The sequence below is a fragment of the Streptomyces sp. ME02-8801-2C genome (assembly GCF_033793965.1).
Taxonomy (GTDB): domain Bacteria; phylum Actinomycetota; class Actinomycetes; order Streptomycetales; family Streptomycetaceae; genus Streptomyces.
This window is the reverse complement of sequence record NZ_JARAXP010000004.1, coordinates 427,232-448,559: the sequence shown is the minus strand read 5'-3', so window position 1 is coordinate 448,559 and position 21,328 is coordinate 427,232. Positions and strand designations below refer to the sequence as shown.

Annotated in this window: 16 protein-coding genes; 6 read left to right on the top strand and 10 right to left on the bottom strand. The window is 70.5% G+C overall.

Annotation, left to right across the window (positions count from 1 at the left end; all coding sequences use genetic code 11):
• Window positions 1-113: 113 nt before the first annotated feature.
• The 4 genes from PV396_RS15270 (at window position 114) to PV396_RS15255 (ending at window position 5,857) form a co-directional block, all read left to right on the top strand.
• Window positions 114-419 carry a YtxH domain-containing protein gene (locus PV396_RS15270; protein WP_319204821.1) on the top strand — a complete coding sequence of 102 codons (306 nt, stop codon included), beginning with the start codon at window positions 114-116 and terminating at the stop codon, window positions 417-419.
• Window positions 420-559: 140 nt separating this feature from the next.
• The gene (locus tag PV396_RS15265) at window positions 560-2,020 is read left to right on the top strand and encodes an FGGY family carbohydrate kinase (RefSeq protein ID WP_319204818.1); all 1,461 of its coding nucleotides are present in this window, start codon (window positions 560-562) and stop codon (window positions 2,018-2,020) included.
• 169 nt (window positions 2,021-2,189) lie between these two features.
• Window positions 2,190-3,923: an ABC transporter ATP-binding protein gene (locus PV396_RS15260; RefSeq protein WP_319204816.1), complete on the top strand. Its 1,734-nt coding sequence runs from the start codon at window positions 2,190-2,192 to the stop codon at window positions 3,921-3,923.
• Window positions 3,923-5,857 carry an ABC transporter ATP-binding protein gene (locus tag PV396_RS15255; protein ID WP_319204813.1) on the top strand — a complete coding sequence of 645 codons (1,935 nt, stop codon included), beginning with the start codon at window positions 3,923-3,925 and terminating at the stop codon, window positions 5,855-5,857. The genes PV396_RS15260 and PV396_RS15255 overlap by 1 nt, the downstream gene beginning before the upstream one ends.
• A gap of 139 nt (window positions 5,858-5,996) precedes the next feature.
• On the opposite strand, the gene PV396_RS15250 is transcribed toward PV396_RS15255, so the two are convergent.
• From PV396_RS15250 to PV396_RS15225, 6 genes are all read right to left on the bottom strand, one after another.
• A complete protein-coding gene (locus PV396_RS15250) occupies window positions 5,997-7,397 on the bottom strand; it encodes an RNA polymerase sigma factor (protein WP_319204811.1) in 1,401 nt (466 codons plus the stop codon).
• A 256-nt stretch (window positions 7,398-7,653) separates the two neighbouring features.
• Complete coding sequence (gene dnaG, locus PV396_RS15245; RefSeq protein WP_319204808.1) at window positions 7,654-9,558, bottom strand: DNA primase; 1,905 nt, start codon at window positions 9,556-9,558, stop codon at window positions 7,654-7,656.
• An 80-nt stretch (window positions 9,559-9,638) separates the two neighbouring features.
• The gene (locus PV396_RS15240; RefSeq protein ID WP_319204805.1) at window positions 9,639-10,904 is read right to left on the bottom strand and encodes an NAD(P)/FAD-dependent oxidoreductase; all 1,266 of its coding nucleotides are present in this window, start codon (window positions 10,902-10,904) and stop codon (window positions 9,639-9,641) included.
• Between the two features lie 153 nt (window positions 10,905-11,057).
• Window positions 11,058-12,425: a deoxyguanosinetriphosphate triphosphohydrolase gene (locus tag PV396_RS15235; RefSeq protein ID WP_319204802.1), complete on the bottom strand. Its 1,368-nt coding sequence runs from the start codon at window positions 12,423-12,425 to the stop codon at window positions 11,058-11,060.
• Between the two features lie 86 nt (window positions 12,426-12,511).
• Window positions 12,512-13,420 carry a sirohydrochlorin chelatase gene (locus tag PV396_RS15230; RefSeq protein ID WP_319204800.1) on the bottom strand — a complete coding sequence of 303 codons (909 nt, stop codon included), beginning with the start codon at window positions 13,418-13,420 and terminating at the stop codon, window positions 12,512-12,514.
• A 195-nt stretch (window positions 13,421-13,615) separates the two neighbouring features.
• Window positions 13,616-13,807, bottom strand: coding sequence for a hypothetical protein (locus PV396_RS15225; protein WP_319204798.1), 192 nt, complete (start codon window positions 13,805-13,807; stop codon window positions 13,616-13,618).
• Between PV396_RS15225 and PV396_RS15220 the strand changes: the two genes are divergently transcribed.
• Together PV396_RS15220 and PV396_RS15215 are read left to right on the top strand one after the other, a co-directional pair.
• Window positions 13,806-14,411: a vancomycin high temperature exclusion protein gene (locus PV396_RS15220; RefSeq protein ID WP_319205541.1), complete on the top strand. Its 606-nt coding sequence runs from the start codon at window positions 13,806-13,808 to the stop codon at window positions 14,409-14,411. The two genes, PV396_RS15225 and PV396_RS15220, sit on opposite strands and share 2 nt — an antisense overlap.
• 287 nt (window positions 14,412-14,698) lie before the next feature.
• Window positions 14,699-16,840 (top strand): molybdopterin oxidoreductase family protein, encoded by a 2,142-nt coding sequence (locus tag PV396_RS15215; protein ID WP_319204796.1) that lies wholly within the window; start codon window positions 14,699-14,701, stop codon window positions 16,838-16,840.
• Between the two features lie 15 nt (window positions 16,841-16,855).
• On the opposite strand, the gene PV396_RS15210 is transcribed toward PV396_RS15215, so the two are convergent.
• From PV396_RS15210 to eboE, 4 genes are all read right to left on the bottom strand, one after another.
• Window positions 16,856-17,350 (bottom strand): GAF domain-containing protein, encoded by a 495-nt coding sequence (locus tag PV396_RS15210; protein WP_319204794.1) that lies wholly within the window; start codon window positions 17,348-17,350, stop codon window positions 16,856-16,858.
• 68 nt (window positions 17,351-17,418) lie between these two features.
• Window positions 17,419-18,612 carry a cytochrome P450 gene (locus tag PV396_RS15205; RefSeq protein WP_319204792.1) on the bottom strand — a complete coding sequence of 398 codons (1,194 nt, stop codon included), beginning with the start codon at window positions 18,610-18,612 and terminating at the stop codon, window positions 17,419-17,421.
• Between the two features lie 111 nt (window positions 18,613-18,723).
• Window positions 18,724-20,136, bottom strand: coding sequence for an alkaline phosphatase family protein (locus PV396_RS15200; RefSeq protein WP_319204790.1), 1,413 nt, complete (start codon window positions 20,134-20,136; stop codon window positions 18,724-18,726).
• A gap of 20 nt (window positions 20,137-20,156) precedes the next feature.
• Window positions 20,157-21,326: a metabolite traffic protein EboE gene (gene eboE, locus PV396_RS15195; protein ID WP_319204787.1), complete on the bottom strand. Its 1,170-nt coding sequence runs from the start codon at window positions 21,324-21,326 to the stop codon at window positions 20,157-20,159.
• Between the last annotated feature and the right edge of the window lie 2 nt (window positions 21,327-21,328).

Below are 21,328 nucleotides of genomic sequence, written 5' to 3'. Positions count from 1 at the left end.
CGCTGCGACACATACATTAGCGCAAGCAGGGGGGTGCTCCGCCAATCGGTTCGCCGCGTCCCTGCCCGCCACGCACCTGCAGTCCCCTTACTCACCAAGGAAAGGTGGCCGTCATGCGCTACCGGCTCACGTTCGTCGCCGGACTGGCCCTGGGTTACGTGCTGGGCACACGGGCCGGGCGCGAGCGCTACGAACAGTTGAAGAAGTCAGGCCAGCGGATCGCGCAGAACCCCGCCGTCCGCAACACCGCCGAATCGGCCGCGCTGCAGGGGCGGGAGTTCGCCGGCAAGGCGTTCCACACCATGAGCGAGAAGGTCGGTGACCACGTGCCCGACTCCGTCTCCGACCGGGTGCGTTCCCTGCGTGAGCGCAACGGCTCGGGGGGCGCCTCGGACGACTGGGGCACCAGCAATACCTGAGCCGGGTCCCGGCGTGCGGGTGTTGGCATGACCACATCTGCGCGGCCGACACGCCGCTGGGCACCGACAACGCAAGGGCTGTGTCCCACGGATGGCCGACCCGGCGCGTTCACCTCTCCGCGTACGGCAGAATTTTCGCCATGGGGATAGTCGCCGGGTTGGACAGTTCGCCCGATTTCACTCGTATCGTCGTCTGCGACGCGGACACGGGGACCGTGTTGCGGCAGGGCTATGCGCCACATCCGGTGGAAGGCCCCGAGGGCGGGGGCGGCGGGCGGCCCTCCGACGTCGATCCGCAGGCCTGGCTGCTCTCCCTCGGTGAGGCGGCCGGCGGTGGGCTGCTCGAGGGCGTGCAGGCCATCGGGGTGTCCGCGCAGCAGAACGCGCTCGTGCCGGTGGACGCCCAGGGCAACACCGTACGACCGGCGATGGTCGGCGGGGACAAGCGGGCGCAGGTCGCCGCCGCCGATCTGATCGACGCGCTCGGCGGGCGTGAGGCGTGGGCGCAGGCCGTGGGGTGTGTGCCGCAGGCCGGGCAGCCGGTCACCAAGCTGCGGTGGCTGGCGAGGAACGAGCCGGAGGCCGCGCAGCGGACCGCCGTGCTGATGCAGGCGCACGACTGGCTGGTGTGGCAGCTTCTCGGGCGGCCGGTGCGGCGGACCACCGACCGGGGCGGGGCTTCCGGGACCGGGTACTGGTCGGCCGCGATGGGGGCGTACCGCGGTGATCTTGTCGAACTCGCGCTCGGGCGGCAGGCGATGCTGCCCGAGGTGCTCGGGCCTTCCGACGCCGCCGGTACGACGCCCGAGGGGCTGCTCATCTCCGCCGGGACCGGGGAGACCATGGCCGCCGCGTTCGGGCTCGGGTTGGGGCTCGGGGACGTCGTGGTGTCGCTCGGGGCCTCCGGGTCCGTGATGGCCGTACATCCCGAGGCCCTCTTCGACTCGACCGGGATGATCACCTCGCTGGCCGACGCGACCGGGCTGCACCTGCCGGTCGTCACGACGCTGAACGCCGTGCGGACCTTGCGGGGGACTGCGGAGTTGCTCGGGCTGGGTGACTTGGAGAGTCTGTCCGACCTTGCGATGAAGTCGACTCCCGGCGCTCACGGGCTGGTGATGCTGCCCTATCTGGAGGGTGAGCGGACGCCCGCTCTGCCGCACACCGCCGGCACGCTCGCGGGGCTGCGGCGGGAGTCCATGAAGGCCGAGCATCTGGCGCGGGCCGCCTTCGAGGGGATGCTGTGCGGGCTCGCGGACGCCTTGGATGTGCTGCGGGGGCGAGGGGTCGACGTACAGCGCGTCTTCCTGCTCGGGTCGGCCGCCGAGCTGCCCGCCGTGCAGGCCGCGGCTCCGCCGCTGTTCGGGGCGCAGGTCGTCGTACCGCAGCCCGCCGACTACGCGGCGATCGGTGCCGCGCGGCAGGCCGCGTGGGCGCTCGGGGTGTCGCAGGGCACGCTCGACCCGCGTACCCCGCCGGCCTGGCAGGGGGCCTCCGCGCAGGTGCTGGAGCCCGGTGAGGAGTTGGCCGTGGGGCAGGCGGTGCGTCAGCAGTACGTGTCCGTGCGGGAGCAGACGCATCCCGGGGCGTTTCGTAGCTGAGGGGGAGCGAACAGCTTCCCCCGCTCGGCGGGTTCTTAATCCGCTCTTGGATTAATCGGTTGAAGTAACACGGGTGGAGTGTCAGACGATGGGTGCGTGGGGCACTCCCCATCGTCCGTAACGGACAAACGTCCGTCACGGACAAACCGCCGACTCCGAGAGATTCAGCGTGCTCATACGACTTCTGCGCACTTACCTGAGGCCCTACAAGAAACCCATCGGACTGCTCGTGCTGCTCCAGCTCCTGCAGACCTGCGCGACCCTGTACCTGCCCACGCTCAACGCGGACATCATCGACAAGGGCGTGGTGAAGGGCGACACCGGCTACATCCTGCTCTTCGGCGCGATCATGATCGGCATCTCGCTGGTGCAGGTCTTCTGCAACATCGGCGCCGTGTACTACGGCGCCCGTACGGCGTCGGCGCTCGGCCGGGACGTGCGCGCCGCCGTCTTCGACCGCGTGCAGTCGTTCTCGGCGCGCGAGGTCGGGCAGTTCGGGGCGCCCTCGCTGATCACCCGTACGACCAATGACGTCCAGCAGGTGCAGATGCTCGCGCTGATGACGTTCACGCTGATGGTGTCGGCGCCGATCATGTGCGTGGGCGGGATCGTGCTCGCGCTGGGGCTGGATGTGCCGCTGTCGAGCATCCTGGTCGCCGTCGTGCCGGTGCTGGGCATCTGCGTGACGTTGATCGTGCGGCGGCTGCGGCCGCTGTTCCGGACGATGCAGGAACGGCTCGACACGGTCAACCGGGTGCTGCGCGAGCAGATCACCGGCAACCGGGTGATCCGCGCCTTCGTGCGGGACGAGTACGAGAAGGACCGGTTCGGGACGGCGAACCAGGAGCTGACCGACGTGTCGCTGGGCACCGGGCGGCTGCTCGCGCTGATGTTCCCGATCGTCATGACCGTCGTCAACGTGTCGTCGATCGCCGTGGTGTGGTTCGGTGCTCATCGCATCGACAGCGGTGGGATGGAGATCGGCGCGCTGACGGCGTTCCTCGCCTATCTGATGCAGATCGTCATGTCCGTGATGATGGCCACCTTCATGTTCATGATGGTGCCGCGCGCGGAGGTGTGCGCCGAGCGCATCGAGGAGGTCCTCGGTACGTCGTCGAGCGTCGTACCGCCGACCGCTCCGGTGGTGGAGCTGCGGCGGCACGGGCATCTGGAGATCCGTGGGGCCGGGTTCCGCTATCCGGGCGCCGAGGAGCCGGTGCTGAAGGGCGTCGACCTGGTGGCGCGGCCCGGTGAGGTGACCGCGGTGATCGGGTCCACGGGCAGTGGGAAGTCGACGCTGCTGGGGCTCGTACCGCGGCTGTTCGACGCGACCGACGGGGAGGTGCTCGTCGACGGCGTGGACGTGGCCACCGTGGAGCCGAAACTGCTGGCCAGGACGGTGGGGCTGGTGCCGCAGAAGCCGTATCTGTTCGCGGGGACCGTGGCGACCAATCTGCGGTACGGACATCCCGACGCCACCGACGAGGAGCTGTGGCGCGCGCTGGAGGTCGCGCAGGGCAAGGAGTTCGTGGAGCGGCTGGAGGGCGGGCTCGACGCGCCGATCGCGCAGGGCGGTACGAATGTGTCGGGCGGTCAGCGGCAGCGGCTCGCGATCGCGCGGACGCTCGTCCAGCGGCCCGAGATCTATCTCTTCGACGACTCCTTCTCGGCGCTCGACTACGCCACGGACGCCGCTCTGCGGTCGGCGTTGGCGCGCGAGACCGCCGAGGCGACCGTCGTGATCGTCGCCCAGCGCGTCGCCACGATCAGGGACGCCGACCGGATCATCGTCCTCGACGAGGGCCGGGTCGTCGGCACCGGCCGCCATCACGAGCTGATGGCGGACAACGAGACCTACCGGGAGATCGTCCTGTCCCAGCTCACGGAAGCGGAGGCCGCCTGATGGCCGGGCCCATGGGGCGCATGATGGCCGGAGGCGGCCCCGACCAGAACTCACTGGACTTCAAGGCGTCCAGCAAACGCCTCCTCTCCCAGTTCAGGCCCGAACGGGCCACGATGTACGTGATGCTCTGCGCGGTGTTCGTGAGCGTGGGCCTGTCGGTGGTGGGCCCGAAGATCCTGGGGCGGGCGACCGACCTGGTCTTCGCCGGCATCGTCGGACGGCAGTTCGAGAGCGGCAGCACGAAGGCCGAGGTCCTCGCGTCCATGCGGGAGCACGGCCAGGGCGGTATGGCCGACATGCTCTCCGGTACGGACTTCACGCCGGGCAAGAGCATCGACTTCGGCGCCGTGGGTGAGGTGCTGGGGATCGCGCTGGTCGTGTTCGTCTTCGCCGGGCTGCTGATGCTGGTGGCCACGAGGCTGGTGAACCGGGCCGTCAACCGGACCGTGTCCCGGATGCGCGAGGACATGCAGGCGAAGCTGTCGCGGCTGCCGCTGTCCTACTTCGACAAGCGGCAGCGCGGTGAGGTGCTGTCCCGCGCGACGAACGACATCGACAACATCGGGCAGACGCTCCAGCAGTCGATGGGGCAGCTCATCAACTCGCTCCTCACGATCATCGGCGTACTGGCGATGATGTTCTGGGTGTCCTGGCTGCTGGCGCTGGTCGCGCTGCTGACCGTACCGCTGTCGTTCTACGTCGCCACGCGCGTGGGCAAGCGGTCGCAGCCGCACTTCGTGCAGCAGTGGCGGACCACCGGCAAGCTGAACGCCCACATCGAGGAGATGTACACCGGGCACACCCTCGTGAAGGTGTTCGGGCGGCAGGACGAGTCGGCGCAGCAGTTCGCCGAGCAGAACGACGCGCTGTACGAGGCCGGGTTCAAGGCGCAGTTCAACAGCGGGGTCATGCAGCCGCTGATGATGTTCATCTCGAACATCAACTATGTGCTGGTCGCCGTGGTGGGCGGGCTGCGGGTCGCCTCGGGGGCGTTGTCGATCGGTGACGTGCAGGCCTTCATCCAGTACTCGCGCCAGTTCTCCATGCCGCTGACGCAGGTCGCCTCGATGGCGAACCTGGTGCAGTCCGGTGTGGCGTCGGCCGAGCGGATCTTCGAACTGCTGGACGCGGAGGAGCAGCAGGCCGATCCGGTGCCGGGGGTACGGCCGGAGGAGTTGCGCGGGCTGGTCTCGCTGGAGCACGTGTCCTTCCGGTACGAGCCGGAGAAGCCGCTGATCGAGGATCTGTCGCTGGCGGTGGAGCCCGGGCACACGGTCGCGATCGTCGGGCCCACGGGGGCCGGCAAGACGACTTTGGTGAATCTGCTCATGCGGTTCTACGAGGTCTCCGGCGGCCGGATCACCCTCGACGGGGTGGACATCGCGTCGATGTCCCGGGACGAACTCCGGGCCGGTATCGGCATGGTGCTCCAGGACACCTGGCTGTTCGGCGGGTCCATCGCGGACAACATCGCGTACGGGGCCGCGGGTTCACGCAAGGTGACGCGCGGGGAGATCGAGGAGGCGGCGCGGGCCGCGCACGCGGACCGGTTCATCCGTACGTTGCCCGACGGGTACGACACCGTGATCGACGACGAGGGGACCGGGGTGAGCGCGGGTGAGAAGCAGCTCATCACCATCGCGCGGGCGTTCCTGTCGGATCCGGTGATCCTGGTGCTGGACGAGGCGACGAGTTCCGTGGACACGCGGACCGAGGTGCTCATCCAGAAGGCGATGGCCAAACTGGCGCACGGGCGGACGTCGTTCGTGATCGCGCACCGGCTGTCGACGATTCGGGACGCTGACACGATTCTGGTGATGGAGAACGGGGCGATTGTGGAACAGGGGGCGCATGAGGAGTTGTTGGGGGCGGACGGGGCTTATGCACGGTTGTACAAAGCGCAGTTCGCGGAAGCCGTGACCGAGGTGGATTGATCTCGCCCCCGCCGCCCCTACCCGTCCCATCACTGGGGGCTGCCGCCCCCAGACCCCCGCTTTCGGCCCTAAGGGGCCTCGTCCTCAAACGCCGGACGGGCTGGTAAGTCAGCCCGTCCGGCGTTTGTAGAGCGGGGCTTCAGTCCAAGTAGCCCCGTAGCTGGTCCGCGAAGGCGTGGTCCCTCAGTTTGTTCAGGGTTTTGGATTCGATCTGGCGGATGCGTTCCCGGGTGACGCCGAAGATGCGGCCGATCTCCTCCAGGGTGCGTGGGCGGCCGTCCGCCAGGCCGTAGCGGAGTTGGACGACCTTGCGTTCCCGCTCCCCCAGCGTCGACAGGACCGCCTCGAGGTGTTCCCGCAGCAGCAGGAACGCCGCCGACTCGACCGGCGACGCGGCGTCCCCGTCCTCGATGAGGTCGCCCAGCGCGACATCGTCCTCCTCGCCCACCGGGGCGTGCAGCGACACCGGTTCCTGGGCCAGGCGCAGCACCTCGCTGACCCGCTCGGGCAGCAGCTCGAGGTGGGCGGCGACCTCCTCGGGCGTCGGCTCGTAGCCGCGTTCCTGGAGCATTCGGCGCTGGACGCGGACGACCCGGTTGATCAGTTCGACCACGTGTACGGGCACCCGGATCGTCCTGGCCTGGTCGGCGAGGGCGCGGGACATGGCCTGGCGGATCCACCAGGTGGCGTACGTCGAGAACTTGTAGCCGCGCGCGTAGTCGAACTTCTCGACGGCGCGGATCAGGCCCAGGTTTCCCTCCTGGACCAGGTCGAGCATCGTCAGCCCACGGCCCACGTACCGTTTTGCCACCGACACCACCAGGCGCAGGTTCGCCTCGATCAGCCGGCGCTTGGCCATCCGGCCCATGACGACCAACCGGTCCAGGTCCAGGGCCAGTTGACTGTCCAGGTCGGAGGCGAGCCGGAGTTTCTCCTCGGCGAACAGACCGGCCTCGACCCGGCGGGCGAGCTCGACCTCCTCGGCGGCGGTGAGCAGCGGGATACGACCGATCTCTCGCAGGTACTGGCGGAACAGGTCGGAGGAGGGCCCGCTGGTGTCGGCGCGGGCGGGGGTACGGGCACGGAGCCGTTCGGCCGGCTCGCCGGGATCGGTGGAGTCGACGGTGTCGCCAGGGTCCGTCGATTCGATGGGCTCGACCTGTTCTGCCGCGTCGAGCGCGTCCGGCGGGGGTTCGTCCAGGTCGGGCGGGCTGTCGGTTCCGGTCGTCTCGGGGTGGTGTGCGGCGCGGCTCTGCGGAGGCACGGCCGCGATGACCTCGGAGACGTCCGTGGCATCCGTGACGTCCGCGTTCTCGGCGTCGGGCTGCGGCGTCGGTGCGGTAGTGCTGTCGGTCTGGGTGAGGGTCTGGGTCTGCACGGGGGCGACCTCCAGGATGATCGCTGCTGAGGCGTACGGCAGCGGTACTCGGGGGGCGGATTGGGCGGCCTCACCGCTGTCCGTCCCGTACGCGTTGAGCGGAACCGCGGGGGTGTCGGACCCGTAGGGGACGGGTCGGCCGCGCTCCGAGGACTCAGGCACCGGAACCCAGTGTGGAGTACGACACATCGCCGCCACGAGGGGCGTGCGACGACTTTTTGGGGCCGGTCCGTGACCACGTGGTTACCGTCGCGTCAAACTCGAGTGCCCGTTCGGGGTCCGACCTGGCACGATCGGCGCGTGTCCGGTTCCCTGTGCTCAACTCACGTGTACGAAACGCATATCACCGTCCGCTGCGAATCCTCCGCCGAGGCGGAACTGACAGTGGCGTTCGAGGGGCGGTAGCTGTGAAGCCCGCTCAGAGTGCCGCCGCGCCCTTTTCGCGCAAGGCCTGGTCGTACTGTTGGAGTACCCACAGTTCGTTCTGTACGGCGGCCAGTTCGGCCGGGTCGCCGTGGGTGGCCAGGCGGGTGTGGGTTACCTGGACCTCCTGGATGCGGCGTTCCACCGCTCTGCGGCGGACCATGACCAGCTGGTCGCTCGCGTACACGTCGTCGACCGTTCTGCGCATGATCGCCTCGACCGCCAGCTCCGTCACCATGGAGCGGACCGTGTTGTCGGGGGCCACCTCGCGGACGCGGACCAGGTACTCCTGGGGGTCCTGGACGCCGTACTCCGCGCCGCCCGCTTCCATGATCGCCTGGCGGACCGCCGCGTAGGGGGCGGCCGTGAACTCGTCGATGCCGTAGGCGTCGAAGGCCGGGGAGACCAACTCGGGGCGCTGGAGGGCGAGTTTGAGGAGTTCGCGTTCGGTGGCGTAGACCGGGTTGCGGAGGTTCAGGGCCGGGCCTGAGGGGCGCGCGGAGGTCTGCTCGTACTGGTGGGACTGGCGTGGCTGACCGGTGGGGGCCGGGCCCTTGCCGCCTCGGTCGCGGGCCCAACGGGCCAGCTGGGCCACCCTCTTGACGACGAACTGAGTGTCCAGGATGCCGAGCATGCCGGCGAGCTGGACGGCCACCTCGTGCTGGGCGCCGCTGTTCTTGATGCGGGCCACGATCGGCGCCGCCTCGTCCAGGGCTGCGGCGCGGCCCGCCGGGGTTTCGAGGTCGTAGCGGGCGGCGATCTGGCGCAGGGCGAACTCGAAGAGCGGGGTGCGGGGTTCGGCCAGGTCGGCTACGGCCTGGTCGCCCTTGGCGAGGCGCAGGTCGCAGGGGTCCATGCCGTCGGGCGCGATCGCGATGTAGGTCTCGGCGGCGAACTTCTGGTCGTCCTCGAAGGCGCGCAGCGCCGCCTTCTGGCCGGCCGCGTCGCCGTCGAAGGTGAAGATCACGCGGGCGCTGCCGTTGTCCATCAGCAGTCGGCGGAGGATCTTGATGTGGTCGGTGCCGAAGGCCGTGCCGCAAGTCGCGATCGCCGTCGTCACGCCGGCCAGATGGCAGGCCATGACATCCGTGTAGCCCTCGACGACGACCGCGCGGCTCGACTTCGCGATGTCCTTCTTGGCGAGGTCGATGCCGTACAGGACCTGGGACTTCTTGTAGATCGCCGTGTCGGGGGTGTTCAGGTACTTGGGGCCCGTGTCCGCCTCGTACAGCTTGCGCGCGCCGAAGCCGACGACCTCGCCGCCGATGTCGCGGATCGGCCACATGAGGCGGCCCCGGAAGCGGTCGATGGGGCCTCGGCGGCCTTCCTGGGCGATGCCGGACAGCAGGAGTTCCTTGTCGGAGAAGCCCTTGCCGCGGAGGTAGCGGGTGAGGTGGTCCCAGCCCTGGGGGCTGTAGCCCACGGAGAAGTGTTCGGCGGCCGACTGGTCGAAGCCCCGCTCCGCCAGGAACTTGCGGCCCGCGTCCGCCTCCGGGCTGGTCGCGAGCTGCTCCGCGTACCACTGCGCGGCGATCTTGTGGGCCTCGACCAGGCGGATGCGCTCGCCGCGCTGGTGGGCGGGGTTGTAGCCGCCCTCCTCGTACCGCAGGGTGATGCCGGCCTGACCGGCCAGGCGTTCGACCGCCTCGGAGAAGGAGAGGTGGTCGACCTTCATCACGAACGTGATGGTGTCGCCGCCTTCCTGGCAGCCGAAGCAGTGGAACAGTCCCTTGCTCGGGCTGACCTGGAAGGACGGTGACTTCTCGTCGTGGAAGGGGCACAGGCCCTTGAGATTGCCGCCGCCCGCGTTGCGCAACTGGAGGTACTCGGACACGACGGCGTCGATCGGGACCGCGTCCCGAACCGCCTTCACGTCCTCGTCGTTGATCCTTCCGGCCACGCGGTGATTCTACGGGGGCGGTACGACAGTGCTGTGACAGTCGCGGGCGGTCGGGGGCTCGGTCAGGGGCGCGGCCGCGGTTACGGGACCAGGCTTTCCAGCGGTACGTGCGGGGCCGCCAGAGCCTCTGTGTCCACCTGGGACCGGGAGCGGATGAGCTGCTGGATGGGCTCTGTGACGTCCCACACGTTCACGTTCATCCCGGCCAGCACCCGGCCCTCCTTCACCCAGAAGGCGATGAACTCGCGCTTGCCCGCGTCCCCCCGGATCACCACCTGGTCGTACGAGCCGGGGGGCGCCCAGCCCGAGTACTCCATGCCCATGTCGTACTGGTCGGAGAAGAAATAGGGGACGCGGTCGTACGTCGATTCGCGGCCCAGCATCGCGCGGGCCGCCGCCGGGCCGCCGTTGAGGGCGTTGGCCCAGTGCTCGACACGCAGCGTGGTGTCGAACAGGGCGTGGTGGAAGGCGGCCACGTCACCGGCCGCGTAGATGTCGGGGTCGGAGGTGCGCAGACGTTCGTCGACCGCGATGCCGCCGCCGTACGCGCGGTCGGCGAGGGTCAGGCCGGCCGCCTCCGCGAGAGCTGTGCGCGGTGCGGCGCCGATGGCCGCGAGGACGTCGTGGGCGGGGTGCTCCTCGCCGTCGTCCGTACGGGCCGCGAGGACCATGCCGTCCTGGCCGACGATCTCGGTGAGGCGGGCCCCGAAGTGGAAGCGGACGCCGTGCTCGCGGTGCAGCTCGGCGAAGAGGGTGCCCAGCTCGGGGCCGAGCACCGCGTGCAGCGGGGTCGACGACGGCTCGACGACGGTCACCTCCGCGCCGTACTCCCGCGCCGCCGCCGCGACCTCCAGGCCGATCCAGCCGGCGCCGGCGATCACGATGTGGCCGTTGTCCCGGCCCAGGGCGGCGAGGACGCCCTTGAGGCGCTCTGCGTGCGCGAGGCGGCGCAGATGGTGGACGCCGGCCAGGCCGGTGCCGGGGATGTCGAGGCGGCGCGGCTCGGCACCGGTGGCGATGAGCAGTTTGTCGTAGTTGACGAGGGTGCCGTCGTCGCCGAAGCGGACCGTCTTCGCCGTACGGTCGATGGCGTCGACGGTCTGGCCGAGGTGGAGTTCGATGTCGTTGCGCGCGTACCACGCGGGTTCGTGGACGAAGACGCTGTCGCGTTCCGCCTTGCCGAGGAGGTAGCCCTTGGAGAGCGGGGGCCGCTCGTACGGGTGGTCGCGTTCGTCGCAGATCAGTATCACGCGGCCGGTGAAGCCCTCCGTCCGGAGCGTCTCGGCCGCCTTGGCGCCGGCCAGTCCGCCTCCGACGATGACGAATGTCTGATCCGCGTCGACCACTTCATGCCTCCTCGTAATAACGGGTGCCACGTGTCGCCCGTGTCGCGTGATGCTGGTGCCTTGTGTGCGGGTGCCCCCTGGCGAGCGTCCCGCACGGAGTGTGATGGGGGAAGAGGGTGTGGCCCGATCAGGCCACGCAGGGTCACATCTGTGTCATATGCGGCTGGTCAGGCGCGCGTGCAGCGAACGCGCCGACGCGTCGGTGAGGGACGCGATCTGGTCGACGATCACCCGCTTGCGTGCCCGGTCGTCGGCCGCCGCGTCGAACAGCGCGCGGAACTGCGGGTCCAGGCCCTCCGGGGCGCGCGCGGTGAGCGCCTCGGCGAGTTCGGCGACGACGACGCGCTGGTCCGCGCGCAGCAGTTCCTGTTCGGCGCGCTGCATCACGTACCGGTCGGCCACCGCCTTGAGGACCGCGCACTCCAGGCGGGCCGCGCGCGGGACGACCAGTTCCGCCGCGTACCGCGTGAGCCGGCCGCTGCCGTACGCCGCGCGCGTGGCGCCCTCCGCGGCCAGGCAGAAGCGGCCGATGAGCTGACTGGTGGCGTCCTTGAGGCGGGCCTGGGCGACGGCCGTGCCGTCGTAGCCGTGCGGCCACCACTCCTGGTCGAGGAGGCGGTCGAGGGCCTCGGCGAGTTCGGCGGGGTCGGTGTCCGCGGCGACGTACCGGCCCGTGGCGACGCGGAAGACCTCCTGGCGCTCGGGCTCCGCGTGCAGGCAGTTGGGGTCGATGTGACCGGCGTGCAGGCCGTCCTCGACGTCGTGCACCGAGTACGCCACGTCGTCCGACCAGTCCATGACCTGGGCCTCGAACGTCGTCCGCGTACCGGGGGCGCCTTGGCGGACCCAGTCGAAGACGGGCCGGTCGTCGTCGTATACGCCGAACTTCGGGGAGGCCGGGTCGGTGGGGTGCGCGCCGCGCGGCCAGGGGTACTTGGTGGCGGCGTCGAGGGTGGCCCGGGTCAGGTTGAGGCCGACGCTGACGAGGTCGCCGGAGGAGGAGTGGGCGCCGGTGGTACCGGTGCCGGTGGCCGCGGCGCGTGCGAAACGTTTCGGTTCGATGCGGGTGAGGAGTCTGAGGGACTGGGCGTTGCCCTCGAAGCCTCCGCAGTCCGCCGCGAACTCGTTGAGCGCCTGTTCGCCGTTGTGCCCGAAGGGCGGGTGGCCCAGGTCGTGGGAGAGGCAGGCCGCCTCCACGAGGTCGGGGTCGCAGCCGAGGGCGGCGCCCAGTTCGCGACCGACCTGGGCGCATTCCAGGGAGTGCGTGAGGCGGGTGCGCGGGCTGGCGTCCCAGACCTGGCTACGGGTGCCCGGTGTCACCACTTGCGTTTTTCCGGCGAGGCGGCGCAGGGCGGAGGAGTGCAGTACGCGGGCGCGGTCGCGCTGGAAGGCGGTGCGGCCCGGACGTTTGTCCGGCTCGGCCGCCCAGCGGGCGACCGCCGTCGGGGCGTAGGGGGTGGGGGTGTTGTCGTTCTCGGGGGGCTGGGCGGTGGGGGTCGTGTTGGTGCGTGTGCCTTCCATGGTTCGACAGTAAGGGCAGGTACTGACAATTGGGGTGGGTGTGTACGTGCGGCGCGTTGTGACTGATCGCGCAGTTCCCCGCGCCCCTATCGGGCCGAGGCCAACTCTCTGGTCGCGGATGTTTCCGGGGCCGCTACCGCCTGGTCGTAGCGGTGGAGGATCAGGCGGGCCATCGCCGGGTGGGCACCCAGGGGGGCCGCGGCGATCCAGGGGGCTGCCTCCGCGCACTCCGTGGCGAAGCGGCCCGGGGCGGTGAAGTACGAGGCCACGGCGACCCGGTGGCGGCCTTGGGCAGCGAGGGCGCGTACGGCGGCGGGGACGGTCGGCGCGGCGGTGGTGGCGTACGCGGGTACGACGGGCACGCCCACGTACTCGGCGAGGAGCTTGGCCGTGCGGCGGGTGTCGACGTCCGACTCCGGGTCTCGGGAACCCGCGGCGGCGAGGACGACCGCGCTCGAGCGGCGCTGCGCGTCGGTCATCCGGGTACGCCAGCCGGCTTCGACGAGGCGGGCGTACAGGGTTTCGACGAGCAGGGGGTGCGGGCCGAGCGGGGGCGCCACGCGCGTGCGTGCCGATGACGCCGCGGCCATCTCCGGGATGTCCTGCTTGATGTGGTAGCCGCGGCTGAGCAGCAGCGGTACGAGGACGGCCTCGGCGGTGCCGAGTTCCGCGAGCGTGTCCGGGAGCAGGGGCGCGTTCAGCTCGATGTGCCCCAGGCGCACGGGCAGGTCGGGGCGCAGTTCGCGGACGCGCTCGGCGAGCGCGCTCACGGTGCTCAGGGCTCGCGGGTCGCGGCTGCCGTGGCCGACGAGGACGAGTGCGGGCGGGGTGGGGCGACGGCTGCCGTCGAGCGAGACGAGGCTGAGCTGGCTGCCGAGCTGGCTGGTGATCCGGTCCATGATTTGCGCCGTACTGTCGAGGTGGGCGCCTCCGGGCGGCCGGGGGCTCTGCTGGGGCTGCGTGGACTCGTCGTGCGGAAAGGGCGACGCCGTCATGTATCGATCGTGACGGTACGAGGTTGCCGCGCCGTTGCGCGTTGGTCACGGGTCTTTTCCGAGGGTTCACGGTGGGGTGAGGCGCGCGGTGAGGTGTGCTGCGAGGTGGCTTGACCTGGGGTTATGGGCCTTGGAGTGAGGCTGGTCACGCCGGGGGCGGTGAACCGGGGCGGGGCTGGGGGCGTCTTTCCTGATCTAGGGCCGCGCAGGTCGCAGAGGGCTGCGGGTCGCGGCGAAGGCCAGCTGGGAGGGGCGCCGTCCGATGAGCAGTCCTGAGGTGCGTGGGTCGGGGGTGCCCTTGCGGTCACGGGCTCGGCTGCGGCTGCGGGCGTGGGTGCGGGTGCCTCGTACGCGTGCCGGGCAGCGGCGGGCCGTGCAGGTCGTCATGGCGCTGTGTGTGGTGGCGTTGTTGCCGGCCACGTGGATGTTCGTCGCCGCGAGTGGCCGGTTGCGCGATGTGTCGGACGCGCCGCGTACCGACGTCGCCGTGGTGTTCGGGGCCGGGTTGTGGGGCGGGGAGCCGTCTCCGTATCTCGCGCACCGGTTGGACGCGGCGGCGGAGCTGTATCGGGCGGGGCGGGTCAAGGTGGTGCTCGTCACCGGGGACAACAGCCGCGAGGACTATGACGAGCCGGATGCGATGCGGGCGTATCTGACGCGCCACGGGGTGCCGGACGGGCGGATCGTGAGTGACTATGCCGGGTTCGACACGTGGGACTCGTGTGTGCGCGCGAAGAAGATATTCGGGGTGGACCGGGCGCTGCTGATCAGTCAGGGGTTCCATATCCGTCGGGCGGTCGCGTTGTGCGAGGCGGCGGGGGTGGAGTCGTACGGGGTCGGGGTTGAGGCTCGGCATGATGTGACGTGGTACTACGGCGGGGCGCGGGAGATTGTCGCGGCGGGGAAGGCGGTGTTGGACGCGGTGTTCAAGCCGGATCCTCGGTTTTTGGGGCCGGCGGAGGTGGGGGTGCGGCGGGCTTTGGGTGGGTGAGCTCGCCCCCGCCGCCCTTACCCGTCCCATCCCTGGGGGCTGCCGCCCCCAGACCCCCCTTTCGGCCCTGAAGGGGCCTCGTCCTCAAACGCCGGACGGGCTGGTGTGTCAGCCCCTCCGGCGTTTGAGGAGCGGGGGTTCGGGGGCAGCGCCCCCGAGGATGGGACGGGTAGGGGCGGCGGGGGCGAAGAACCTCACCGGCGCTCCCGTCCCCCCGGGAGGTGCCCGTGTCTGGTGTGTAACGGGGGGCGTTTCGGGGTGTAACACGGGCGTCGCACGCTGGCGGTATGGAGACCTCCGTGACGCCCACGCACTGCCCGTACTGCGCCCTGCAGTGCGGTATGAACCTCACGCCGGCAGCAGGCGGGGGCGTCACGGTCGCCGAGCGCGTCGACTTTCCGGTCAATCGGGGTGCGCTGTGCGGCAAGGGCCGTACCGCACCCACGCTGCTGTCGTCGGCCCTGCGCCTCACCGAGCCTCTCGTCCGGCGGGACGGCGTACTCGTACCCGCCTCCTGGGAGGAGGCGCTGGACCGGATCGCCGAGGGACTGACCCGCACGCGTACGGAGCATGGCCCGGACGCGTGCGGTGTCTTCGGCGGGGGCGGGCTGACGAACGAGAAGGCGTACGCGCTGGGCAAGTTCGCGCGGGTCGTCCTCGGCACCTCCCAGATCGACTACAACGGGCGTTTCTGCATGTCGTCCGCCGCCGCAGGGAACAAGGCCTTCGGGCTCGACCGTGGCCTGCCGTTCCCGATGGAGGACATTCCGAAGACCGGGTGCGTCATCCTCGTCGGTTCCAATCCCGCCGAGACCATGCCGCCCGCCCTCCGCTACTTCACCGAACTCAAGGAGAACGGGGGGACGTTGATCGTCATCGATCCGCGTCGGACCCGTACCGCCGAGCAGGCCGATCTGCATCTCGCGCCGCGTCCCGGTACCGATCTCGCCCTCGCCCTCGGCCTGTTGCACCTGGTCGTGTCCCAGGGGCGCACCGACGAGGCGTTCATCGAGGAGCGGACCAGCGGGTGGGAGGAGACGCGGGCGGCGGCGATGGCCCACTGGCCGGAGTACGTGGAGCGGATCACCGGCGTGCCCGTGCCCCAACTCCGGGAAGCCGTACGGATGTTCTGCGAGCCGTCCGACGCCATGGTGCTCACGGCTCGCGGACCCGAGCAGCAGTCCAAGGGTACGGACACCGTGAGCGCGTGGATCAACCTGTGCCTGGCGACCGGGCGTTCGGGGCGGCAGTACTCCGGATACGGGTGTCTCACCGGGCAGGGCAACGGGCAGGGCGGGCGTGAACACGGTCAGAAGGCCGACCAGTTGCCCGGCTACCGCAAGCTGACCGACCCGGAGGCGCGGCGCCATGTCGCCGGCGTGTGGGGTGTCGACCCGGACTCCCTGCCCGGGCCCGGGCTGAGCGCGTACGAACTCCTCGACGCGCTCGGCACCAGCATCCGCTCCCTGCTGCTCATGGGGTCCAACCCGGTGGTGTCCGCACCCCGGGCCGGGCACATCCAACAGCGCCTGGAATCCCTGGACTTCCTCGCCGTCGCGGACGTGGTGCTGTCCGAGACCGCCGCGCTCGCCGATGTAGTGCTGCCCGTGACCCAGTGGGCGGAGGAGACCGGCACGACCACCAATCTGGAGGGGCGGGTGCTGCTGCGCCGCCAGGCCGTCACTCCCCCGCAGGGTGTGCGAAGCGATCTGTATGTGCTGCACCAACTCGCCGCGCGGGCAGGCGTGGAGAAGGGGTTCCCGGTGGACCCCGAGGAGGTCTTCGAGGAGTTGCGCCGGGCCAGCGCGGGCGGGATCGCCGACTACTCGGGGATCACCTACCAGCGGCTCGCCGAGGAGAACGGCGTCTTCTGGCCGTGCCCCGCACAGGACGGCGACCAATCGGACAGCGATCAGTCGGACAGCGATCAGTCGGGCGACGCTCGTCCACTGTCCGCCGTGCATCCCGGTTCCCCTCGCCTCTTCCTCGACCGGTACGCCACCGAGGACGGGCGGGCCCGGTTCGCCCCCGTGACCTACCGGCCGCTCGCCGAGGAGCCGGACGCCGAGTACCCGGTGCTGCTGACCACCGGGCGGGTCGTGTCGCAGTACCAGTCCGGGGCGCAGACCCGGCGTGTCGACGAGCTGAACGCCGCCGCGCCCGGACCGTTCGTCGAGCTGCACCCCCGGCTGGCCGCACGGCTCGGCGCCGGGGAGGGCGACGCCATCGTCGTCGTGTCGCGGCGCGGGCGGGCCGTGGCGCCGGCGCGGATCACCACCTCGATCCGCCCCGACACCGTCTTCATGCCGTTCCACTGGCCGGGCGAGGGCCGGGCCAACACGCTGACCAATCCCGCCCTCGACCCGACCTCGCGGATGCCGGAGTTCAAGGCGTGCGCGGTACGGCTGGAGGTCGCTGTCCAGGGCTGACCTGGCCGCGTGCCGCTAGCTCACCGTCAGAACCGTGGCCGCGTCCCTCCCGTACGCCGCGACTTCGGCCTCGGTGAAGTCGCGGCGTTCCGTGAAGCCCAGGCCGACGACTGCGACGAGTTGCGTGTGGTCGTCGGTGGCGTAGACCGGGACGGCGAGCGAGCCTCTTGCCCGCACGGGGCGGCCACCGACGGCCGCGACGCCAGTGGTGTCGGTCTGGAAGTCGGGGATGACGACGGTTTCCCGGCGCTGCGCGGCTGTGCCGGCCATGCCCTTGCCGAAGGGGATGACGGCGGTGATGTTCTGCACGGCCACCGGCAGGTTGTGGGCGGCGACCAGCACGATCTCGCGATCCGCCCCGGCCGGACCGGCAGAGTCGGGCAGGTGGACCGAGCCGCACCAGCCGCCGTTGCGCTCAACGAACTCGGTGAGCCAGGCGGCCACTTGAGGACGGGCGTTCCTCAGAACGGTTTCGTTGAGGTCGGGGTCGAGGTCGGGGTCGGGGGTCACAGCGGTGGGTGGGTTGGCCGCGTCGGTCAGGGGGGGCTCCTCTGCGTACGAGGTGGGGGGAATGCCTGCTACCAGGTGACCGGGAGGGCGCGTACGCCGTGGACCGCGCGTCCCTCGTGGGCGTCCACCTCCGCCGGGGCTGTCAGCCGTAGGCCGGGCAGGCGGTTGAAGAGGGTGGGCAGGGCGATCTGGAGTTCGGCGCGGGCGAGGGACTGGCCGAGGCAGTTGTGGAGGCCGTGGCTGAACGTCAGGTGGTGCTGGGTGTCCCGCGTGATGTCGAAGGTGTCCGGGTCCGCGAAGGCGCGGGGGTCACGGTTGGCCGCCTGGAGCGAGACGACTACGCCTTCCCCGGCCCGGACCGTGACTCCGCCGATCTCCACGTCCTCGGTGGCGATGCGCCGGATGCCGATGTGAACGATGGTGAGATAGCGCAGGAGCTCCTCGACAGCGCCCGGCACCAGCTCAGAATCGGCGTGCAGCGCGGCCAGTTGGACCGGGTGGGACAGCAAGGTCACCACGCCGAGGGACAGCATGCTCGCCGTCGTCTCGTGGCCCGCGATGAGCAGCATCACCGCAAGTCCCGCCGCCTCGGCGGCAGTTGCCTCGCCGGTGGCCACCTGTTCCGTCGCGAGCCTGCTCAGCAGGTCGTCGCCGGGTTCGGCGGTCTTGGCGGCGAGCAGCTCCATGAGGTACCCGAACAGCGCGCCCCAGCCCGCGCGCATCGCCTCCGGGCCGTCGGTCACGGTGGCGAACGCGGCGGCGTGGCGGTGGATGAACTCCCGGTCGGCGTACGGCACTCCGAGGAGTTCGCAGATGACGAGCAGCGGCAGCGGGAGGGTGAAGTTCTCCACGAGATCGACGGTGGGGCCCTTGGCCACGAGGTCGTCGATGAGTCGGTCGGTCAACTGCTGGATGAAGGGCCGTAGTTCCTCGGCCCGGCGGAACGTGAAGTCGGGGATCAGCATCCGGCGCAGCCGGGTGTGGTCGGGCGCGTCCATGGCGAAGAGCTGCCCGGGGGTACGGGGTGGCGGGGTCGGCTGGAGGCCGGGGAACCCGTCCCGGTGGTTCTCCGCGCTGAAACGGGCGTCCGAGAGGACAGCCCGGGCGTCCTCGTGCCGGGTGACCAGCCAGGGGGTGTTGCCGCCCCAGAGGGCGATACGGCTGATGCGGCTCTGCTCGCGCAGGAGGGCGTATTCGGAGGGTGGGTGGAGGAGGGCGGTGCGGTGCATGGGCAGCGGCGGGAAGGTGGTGGTTTCAGACATGGGTGGGTCTCCGCGTTGTGGTGGGGGGTGTGGGGGCGGGGATGTGCGGATGCGTTGTGCGGGGCGGGGTGTGCGGGTGGGGGGTGTGTGCTTGGTGGTGGGACCCGGGCGTCAGACGTGGTCCGGCGGTGTGGTCGCGGGCAGGCCGGCCAGTCTCAGGAGTAGGCCCTTGACCTCTGTCGCGGTGATGGCCTCGCTGCTGTGTTCCGGTGTGGAGCAGAGCAGTACGGGACCGTGTTCGGGGTCGCTCGGGACGCGGCCGTGGCTGCCGCGGACCGCCGAGGGGTCCAGCGGGACCGTCTGCATGCGGTAGCGGAACCCGAGTTTTTTGCGGGCCAGTTGGCCTGCCGCGCGTAGTTTCACCGATGGGTCGGTGTCGTCCCACAGGAGTTCGGCGGGGTCGTAGCCGGGCTTGCGGTGGATCTCGACCTGGCGGGCGAAGTCGGGGGCGCGGTCGTCGTCGAGCCAGTAGTAGTACGTGAACCAGGCGTCCGAGTTCGCCACCACGACGAGTTCTCCCGAGCGTTCGTGGTCCAGGCCCTGGGCCGCCTTGCCCACCGGGCCCAACACCTGGTCCACGCCGTCGAGTTCACCGAGGATCTTGGCGACCTCGCGTACGTCGCCGGGGTCCCGTACGTACACGTGCGCCACCTGGTGGTCGGCGACGGCGAAGGCGCGGGAGGTCCAGGGGTCGAGGTACTCCATGCCGTCCTGGGTGTACACCTCGAGGAACCCGGCCCGGCGCAGCTCACGGTTGATGTCCACGGGGCGGGAGACCGGGGTGATGCCGTACTCGCTCAGCGCGACCACCGTGGCGCCCGCTGCGAGGAAGTGGTCGATCAACGGGCGCAGGGCGTCGTCGAGTTGGCGGGCCGCGCGGAGAGACGCCTCGGACTGGGGGCCGGAGCGCTGGGGTTCGTAGTCCATCTGCGGGATGTAGACCAGGGTCAGGTCGGGGTCGTGTTCGTCGAAGATCTGTCGGGCGGCGCCCAGGATCCACTGCGTGGAGGGCATGCCGGCGTTCGGGCCCCAGTAGGTGAACAGGGGGAACGGGCCGAGTCTGTCGGTGAGTTCGTCGTGCAGGGAGGGTGGCCAGGTGTAGCAGTCGGGTTCCTTGCGGCCGTCGGAGTAGTAGACCGGGCGCGGGGTCACCGTCCAGTCGACGTCGGCTCCCATGGCGTACCACCAGCAGATGTTGGCGACCTTGTAGCCGGGCGCGTGCTTTCGGGCGGTGTCCCAGATCTTCTCGCCGCCGACGAGGGCGTTGTGCTGTCTCCAGAGGAGCACCTCACCGAGGTCGCGGAAGTACCAGCCGTTGGCCACCGCGCCGTGGGTGGAGGGGAGTTCGCCGGTGAGGAAGGTGGACTGGGCGGTGCAGGTGACGGCGGGGAACGTGGTGCCGAGGCGGGCCTTGAAGCCCCGGTCGCCGAGGGCGGCCACGGCGGGCATGTGGCGCAGGAGGGCGGGGGTGAGGCCGACGATGTCCAGGACGACGAGTCGGTTGGTGTTCGGGGTGTCGGTCATGAGTGCTTCCTTGCGGCCGGTCATGAGTGGTCCTCTTTGAGGCCCAGGCCGGTCAACCGGTCGCGGGCCCAGGCGAGTTCGGCGGCGATGCCGTCGGCGAGGTCGGCGGGTGGGCGGGGCAGGACGGACCAGGTGTAGGTCTCGACCTCGATGTGGTCGCAGACGGCGTTCGGGCCGCCGAGCAATCCGGTGAGGACGGTGGTGAGTTGATCGGCTGTGGTGCGGAGGGGCGGTTCGGGTTCGGCGTGCAGCGGGGCGTGGAAGTGCGTGCGCCAGGGGGTTCGGATGCCGGGCACGGCCGGAAGCCCCTCGCCGTCCAGCGCGTCCGGCAGGTCGTCGACGCCGACCACCCTGCCCTCGCTGATGGTTCGGGTCTGGTGCAGGAATCGGCGTTCGGCCAGTTCACGCAGGGCCGCGCGGGCTCGCGGTTCGTTCGGGTCGGGGGCCTCGACCGCGCAGGACGCCTGGAGCTTGACGACCGGCAGTCCTGCGTCGGCGAGCCGTCCGAGGGCTTCTCCGGGGTCCTCGAACTGGACGGCGAGATGGCAGGCGTCCAGGCAGACCCCGAGATGGTCGCGGTCTACGTCGGCGAACTCACGTACCGCCTGCGTGGTGGTCTCCACGACGCATCCCGGTTCCGGTTCGAAGCCGACCCGGATACGCCGCCCTGTTTCCGACTCCAACTCCCTGAGGCCCAGTGCCAGTTCGTCAAGGGCCCGGCGGGCCGCGTCCGCGCGTTCGGTCGGCCAGGGGGTGCGCCAGCCGAGCGGGAGGGTGGAGATGCTGCCGCGTCGGGCGTCGTCGGGGAGGAGGGCGGCGAGGACGCGGGCGCAGTCGAGGGTGTAGGCGAGGCGGGCCGGGTCGGCCCAGTCGGGGAGGTAGACGTCTTTCTTGACGACCTCGCGGTGGAATCCCTCGTACGGGAAGGCGTTGAGGGTGACGGTCTCCAGGCCGCGTGCCACGAGTTCGGCCTTGAGGGACTCCAACGCTCGCTTGTCTGCGGCGAGTTCGGTGACAGCTGGGCGGGCCAGCCAGAGGCCGATGCCGAGTCGGCCGACGCCGAGGCGTTCCCGTACGGGTTCGGCGTGGGCGGCGAGCTGGGCGACGACTCCGGCGAGGTCCTCGGCCTGGTGGACGTTGCTGCAGTACGCGAGGTGGACGGGGGTGCCGTCGGGGTGGCGGAAGCGCATGA